Origin of the sequence: Massilia sp. LXY-6 (assembly GCF_051233485.1) — a bacterium.
Lineage (GTDB): Bacteria > Pseudomonadota > Gammaproteobacteria > Burkholderiales > Burkholderiaceae_D > Telluria.
Genome location: NZ_JBKFGF010000012.1, coordinates 140,327 through 146,385, shown reverse-complemented (window position 1 = coordinate 146,385; position 6,059 = coordinate 140,327). Strand labels below are relative to the sequence as shown.

General features: G+C 60.6%; 3 protein-coding genes and 1 pseudogene. All 4 read right to left on the bottom strand.

Features of this window, described 5'->3' with window-relative positions; all coding sequences use genetic code 11:
• Positions 1 to 212: 212 nt before the first annotated feature.
• The 4 genes and pseudogenes from ACI48D_RS07315 to ACI48D_RS07300 all read right to left on the bottom strand — a co-directional run bounded on the left by ACI48D_RS07315 (position 213) and on the right by ACI48D_RS07300 (position 6,047).
• Positions 213 to 689 carry a hypothetical protein gene (locus ACI48D_RS07315; protein ID WP_435570559.1) on the bottom strand — a complete coding sequence of 159 codons (477 nt, stop codon included), beginning with the start codon at positions 687 to 689 and terminating at the stop codon, positions 213 to 215.
• Positions 690 to 714: 25 nt separating this feature from the next.
• A pseudogene (locus ACI48D_RS07310) lies at positions 715 to 861 on the bottom strand (RHS repeat-associated core domain-containing protein); the annotation flags it as partial.
• 15 nt (positions 862 to 876) lie between these two features.
• The gene (locus ACI48D_RS07305; protein WP_435570558.1) at positions 877 to 1,152 is read right to left on the bottom strand and encodes a hypothetical protein; all 276 of its coding nucleotides are present in this window, start codon (positions 1,150 to 1,152) and stop codon (positions 877 to 879) included.
• Positions 1,149 to 6,047, bottom strand: coding sequence for an RHS repeat-associated core domain-containing protein (locus ACI48D_RS07300; protein ID WP_435570557.1), 4,899 nt, complete (start codon positions 6,045 to 6,047; stop codon positions 1,149 to 1,151). Before ACI48D_RS07300 ends, ACI48D_RS07305 begins: the two co-directional genes overlap by 4 nt.
• Between the last annotated feature and the right edge of the window lie 12 nt (positions 6,048 to 6,059).

The following is a 6,059-nucleotide window of genomic DNA, read 5'->3' as shown; positions in this document are numbered from 1 at the left end:
GTCTCGAGACCCCGCACCAGACGCGAAAAATACCTGAATTCGACCACCGTGGCATCCGATGCTGGTTTGTCGTCTCGACTCGGGCGCAAAACCTATTTGTTCAGCGCTTCCTTAGCTGACGCTTGCAGTGCAATCGGTGATTGCTGCTATAACATTTAGAATTGACCGGCGTGCCGTGCGCACGCCCTGGTTAAATGCAATCTTAGGCAGTTTTATTTGAAAACACACCCTTCAAAAGACAAATATTGTGCCCCTGAGGAGAACGCCAAATCACAAACGGCCTTGAATTTAGCGCCAGCTTGCAAAGCGTTTAGCTTATTTTCCTGAGCATCATCGGCAGCGGTCAGCCTCGCTAGTTCTTGCGAATTGGCGTGCACACCAACTTTCAAAATTGAATTGCCACTAAATGATTGGCTAACATCAAGTACTACACCTGAAATTAGTACCCGTTTAGTGGTCTCCATAAGCTCTAAGGATGAATATCCGGCTTTTTCAAAACGCCCATAAAGTTTACTCGAATCGACAGCTTTTGGTGCCGGCTCAGCCATTGCCATAGATGCTGCAAGCATAACGCTTGCAGTCACAGTGATTTTTTTTAAGTGCACTATGATCTCCGTGAGATTCCAACGAAAAAAAGCTCCGGCAAAATGTCTGGCGCCCTGAACAGTCCAGCGTAAAGCTGATGTCAATCTTGCTGCTCCGCAGACCTAAAGGGTCTGTCCAACCCGTCGGATTGGGTCCGTACTGAAAAGCATTCGTCCCGCCGAGCAGGCCAATAGGATCAGCCGATATGTAGCGTACGCCGTCCGGATCGTAATGCCGATACCGGTTGTAATAGAGCCCTGTCTCTTCATCATGATACTGCCCTTGGAAATATCAAATGGCTTGCACTTGCTTCTTGGTTGACCTACCAAGTTTTTCAAGCTTCCCCCACCACTCTTTTTGCGATAAATGAGGCAAGTAAAGATCTCCAAGCCACTTCACGTGGCAACGCATTTCTATTTTTTTCAAAGCATCTTTACGCGTATCTGCCAACAGAGTTTGGTCTAGCGCCAAATTAGCAAGATGCTGCAACTCATCAGCGTCTTTGACAAATCCCCCTTGACGCAAATCGGAGATGATGCTGGTAACTAATTCTGAAAATGTCGTCATCGTTTGACTGCTCCTGTGTATTTGCCTCCGGCGGTTACGACTTGCCACCCCCCTCCGGTTTTGTCAGATCCCCACTGTAGCTGAGGCGCCACTTTTCCTTCAAGTAGCATTTGATTCCGAGTTAGGGCAACAGGACTTTCAAATTCTGCTGTATTGCTTTGTGGAAGCGCAAGTTTTTGTCGTCTTTCCGCAGGTGTTGCCCCAGCAGAGCATCGTGTCACAAATACTCCTGACGCTGTTCCTGCGTCGGATTCAGTAATTACAAATTGCTCACCGGCCCGCCCCTGAGAAGCATAAATTTGACCATCAAAACTGTTTACTACCTCGTGTTGCTGTTGTTTTGAAAGTCCTCGTGCTTTCAAAAGGTTTCTTGCAGAGTTATTTTTGATTGGAAATCCTGTGCATGTGGTAAGCCCCAGCGGGTCCATCCATCCCGTTGGATTGGGCGCGTACCTATAGAGATTCTCACCGCCATTGAGCCCGACCGGGTCTTGGGTGAGGTACCTCGCCGTATCAGGATCGTAGTATCGATGCCGGTTGTAATGCAGCCCCGTCTCATCATCAAAGTACTGCCCCTGAAACCGGATCGGATTGCGTATCCCGGCCTTATACGCCGCAGCGCTGATCGCCTCTTTCGCCTGCCCCCACGCCTTGTACTGCGCCGACCACGCGACTTTGCCCTCGCAATCCGTCAACTCCTGCGGCGTGCCCAAATGGTCGCATTGATAGAAGGCGATCTCTTCCTTACCGAACGGCTCGGCTTCCTGCTCGAATTCCCCGTTCCACAGCGGATCGAGTGCAATATCGTATTTGCCATCGGTGCCCGCCATCAGAGCCTTGACATCGGTGGTGGGCGCCAGTCGAAGCGCCCGACTTCGCGTGGCCTGTACCAGCGGCACGAAACTGTCGTGCTCGTACACATAATGCACTGTCCGTTCGCCCGCCGCATGGCCCCGGTACACCTTGCTTTCGAACGCCAGCGTGTCGCCGTCCCAGCCGTACATGGTCCGGACCGTCTCCCGCAAGGCAGGGCCTTCCATCGCCTGGCTGTGCTTGGCGATGCGTCGCCCCAGCGGATCGTAGGCAAAGGTAGTGACGCCGCGCCAGGTCGTGGCGCCGGTCATCCGGTTGAACGCATCCCATGCATACTCGGACCGCTCGCCGTTCTGCACGCATTCGACGAGGTTGCCGCGGTCGTCGTAGCGGTACTTGGTACCGGCATATTCCTTGAGCAGGTTGTCCAGCAGCTTAGGCAGCTTAGGCAGCGGGTCGCGCCGGGTCATGGGCTCCTGCTGCACACTATCGGCTGCCTGGATGTTGCCGGCCGGATCGAAGGCGAAGGTTTCATGACCTAACGCGCTGTTTGCCGCCAGTAGCCGTCCGATCGGATCGTAGCGGTAGTCGATGCGGCCGCGCCGGCTGTCGTCAAGGCCGGTCAGCTGGCCGGCCGGGTCGTAGCGGTAGCGCCGCACGATCGCCGCTTGCATGCCGCCTTGGTCCTTCCGGCCGGCCTGCGCGATGGCGCCGAGCTGCTGCTCGAGCAGGCGCCCAAGCGGGTCGTACTTCATCGTTTGCAGCAGGCCGTTGGCCTGGGTGCGGCCGGTTTCCTGGTACAGCGCGTCGCGCTCGAAGGAGATGAGGTCGTGCCCGTCGAGCAGCAGGCCGTGCACGTGGCCGGCGCCGTAGGTCAGCCATTCGATGCGGTGGCCGTCGGGGCGGGTGGTGCCGGTGCGCTGGTTGAGTTCGTCGTAGTGGTGGTGCCAGACCGCGGTGCCCCTGTCGGGATAAAAGGGCCCGTGGTAGTGCTGGTGCTCGCGCACCAGGTTGCCGGCAGCGTCGTAGAACCATTGCAGCCTGGCGTGTTCGTTTTTCGCTTCGGCCAACTGGCCGTTGGCGTTGTAGGCGAAGGTTTCGATCTGCTCCGGCTGGCCGGGGGCTGCGGCCCGGCGTTGCACGAGCCGGCCCATGGGATCGAAGTCGAGCCGGGTGGTCACGCTGGCTTCGATGGTTTCCGCCAGCACCCCGCTGGCTTCGTCGTAGCGGTATTCGGTTGCCTTGCCGTCGAAGCCCTGTTCCTGCAGCAGGCGGCCGACCGGGTCGTACTGGAAGCGGTAGACGCTGCCGTTTTCGTTTTCCAGCGCGGACAGGCGGCCGAGTGCATCCCACTGGTAGCGCAGGCTGTACCCCAGCGCGTCGGTGCGCTTCGCGACCAGTCCGGCTGCGGTGTAGCGGTAGGCGGTGGTGCGTTGCAGTGCGTCAGTGTGCGCCAGCAGCCGGCCTTCGGCATCGTGACGAAACTGCTCCTGGCTGCCGTCGGGGTGGATGACGGCTTCCAGCTGTCCGGGATAATTGCCGTTGTCGGGGCCTTCGCTGTGCGCTCGTGCCAGCGTTTCGACACTGAGCGGCGTGTAGCGGTAGCGGGTGACGTTGCCGGCGGCGTCGATGCGCTTGACCAGGCGCTTGCGCTCGTCATATTTCCACTGACTGCTGTTCCCGGAACAGTCGGTGTAGCCGGCGAGCTGGCCGTCCGGAGTGTAGGCGAGTATCTTGACGCCGCCCTTGGCGTCTGTGACTGCGACGGGCTGGCCCGCCTTGTTGTACGCGTATTGGGTCTTGTTGCCGAGCGGGTCTGTTCCCTCGACCAAGTGGCCCTGCGCATTGTAGTCGCGCTTCCAGGTGCCGCCTTCGCCGTCGCGGATGCCGATGACGCGGTGCTGGCCGTCATACTCGAAGTGGACCTGGCTACCGTCGGCGCGGGTGTGCGTGAGCAGGTTGCCGTGCTCGTCGTAACGGTAGTGCTCGCTGCTGCCGTCGGTGTGGATCTGGCGGACGACGTTCTTGGCGTCGTCGCGGAAGAACCATTCCTCGCGCCCGTCCGGATACACGATGCGGTAGGTGTAGCCAGCGATGTCGTAGTAGTAGCGGGTCTCGTGGCCAAGCGCATCAAGGACGTAGGTCAGGCGGATGTTCTTGTCCCATTCGAGCCGGGTGTCGTAGCTTCCGTCGTCGGCCCACTCGCGTATCGCTTTGGCGTGAAGCCCGCTGTCGATGCTGGTATCGTAGGCGAGGTTCATACCGCGCCCGGTGCGGTCGGTGTAGCGGGTGACGAGGTGACGGTCGTACTGGTAGTGCCAGGCGGCGCCGTTTTCGTCTTGGGCGCGGACCAGGTCGCCGTGCTCGTCGTGGTCATAGGCGGCAAGCTGGCGCAGCAGCTTGCCATCCTTGATTTCCCAGATCGCCTGGATGCGGCCGCTATCGGCGTCGATCTGGGTGCCGGCGTGGGCCATGATGGTCTCGCCCTGCTTGCTGACGATGTCGCTGAGCACCGCTTCGCCGGCGTAGGGGCCAGTGGCGACGACGTGGTCGTAGCGCAGGCCGAGGGCGGCGCCGTCGCGGGCATGCAGCGCGATCAGCCGGAAATGCTCCTTGCCCAGGTCGACCGCCTTGGCGCGCACGGTGTCGACCAGCTCGTAGGTTTCGCGCCAAGGGCTGGGTTCGCCCTCCGGCAGCGGCTTGCCGAAGTCGAGCGTGAGCAGGGTGGCGCTCATGCGGGTGAGCGTGATCTGCTCGACAGGGTCGTAGTGCGACTGGCCGATGCCCAGCCACGGATAGCGGTGGCTGCGGCCGTCGGCGGCGTGATAGAGCAGGCCGACGGGCTTGCCCTGGCCAACGACGTCGATGCGGGTGCTGTACGGGGTCAGCCAGCGCGCGCTGAGATTGCCGCGGTCATAGGCGCTCAGCTGGCTGCGGTAGGTACGGCTCCATTCGATGGGGAGCGGCGCATCCAGTACGAAGTCAAGGTGGGTGAAGGTTTCGGCGCCGGTAGCGAAGCTTATCGAGTGCGCGGTGCCGCCTTTTGCGGGGCACAGCTTGCAGGCATTGGCGTCGCCCGTGGCCGAGTGTTGCCGGCCGGTGGCGCCCAGCTCGTGGCCGGGGTTGTTCTTCCTGTGGTCCGCGCCCTTGCTTGATGGGACCAGCACCGGATACCGCTTCTTGTGCTTGGTGACCGCGTCGCGCAGCCGCATCAGTATCCACCGGATGCTCATCTGCGCCTTTTCGTCGGCCAAGGCGGCGAGCTTGCCGCGAAACGCCCCCTTGAAGTCGGTCAGGTGACCGATGATGCCCGTCACGCCCGCTATCGCGCTCTGTGGCAGCTGGCGGGCTGCCGCGGCGGCAGCATAGTTCGCGGCCTTCTTGTACTGGCGACCAAGGGCACCAAGCATGCGGCGCCAGCTGCTTTCCACCTTGGGGTCGTGCAGCTTGGCCTCCACTGCCGCCGGGGATGCCACATCGAACAGCGGTTCCTTGCCGATACAGCGATTGAGGATCTTGATCAGGTCGTCGGCAATGCCATCGGCAGTATTGGCGCAATCGTCGAGGATGCCCGCCAGTTTGCTCATCGCGCTGTCGACAAAGGTTTCGATCTCGCCGGCCAGCCTGGCGTTGAGGTGCACGATCAGCACCTCGATCAGCGCTGGGCCGAGATCCTTGACGCCCAGCGCCAGCTTTTGCCGGACCAGGTGCAGCGCCGGCCGCAGGCTCATGCGCGCCGCGCTCATCGTCGGCGGCACCGGGACCACGCCGATCAGGTTGATGCCCAGGCTCACCCATTGCAGGAACTCGATTTCCTTCTTCTTGATGGCCTTCTGGATTACCCCCACCATGTCCATGATGGCGTCGATCAGCGCCATGATGTTGCCGATCACCGGCAGGCTGCCGGCCACGGTACTCAGGCGCTCCAGCGTGACGTAGTCGTAGCTGATCTTGCGCAGCCATTTGTCGAAGGCGGCGGCGCCGGCGCCGATGTCTCGCTGGTCTATTGTGTTGAGCGGGGCGACTGCGACTTCCGGCGCGCGTTCGGCGGGCTTGGACGGGGCTTGCGTGGGTTCGGTCATGGTGGCTTTTTA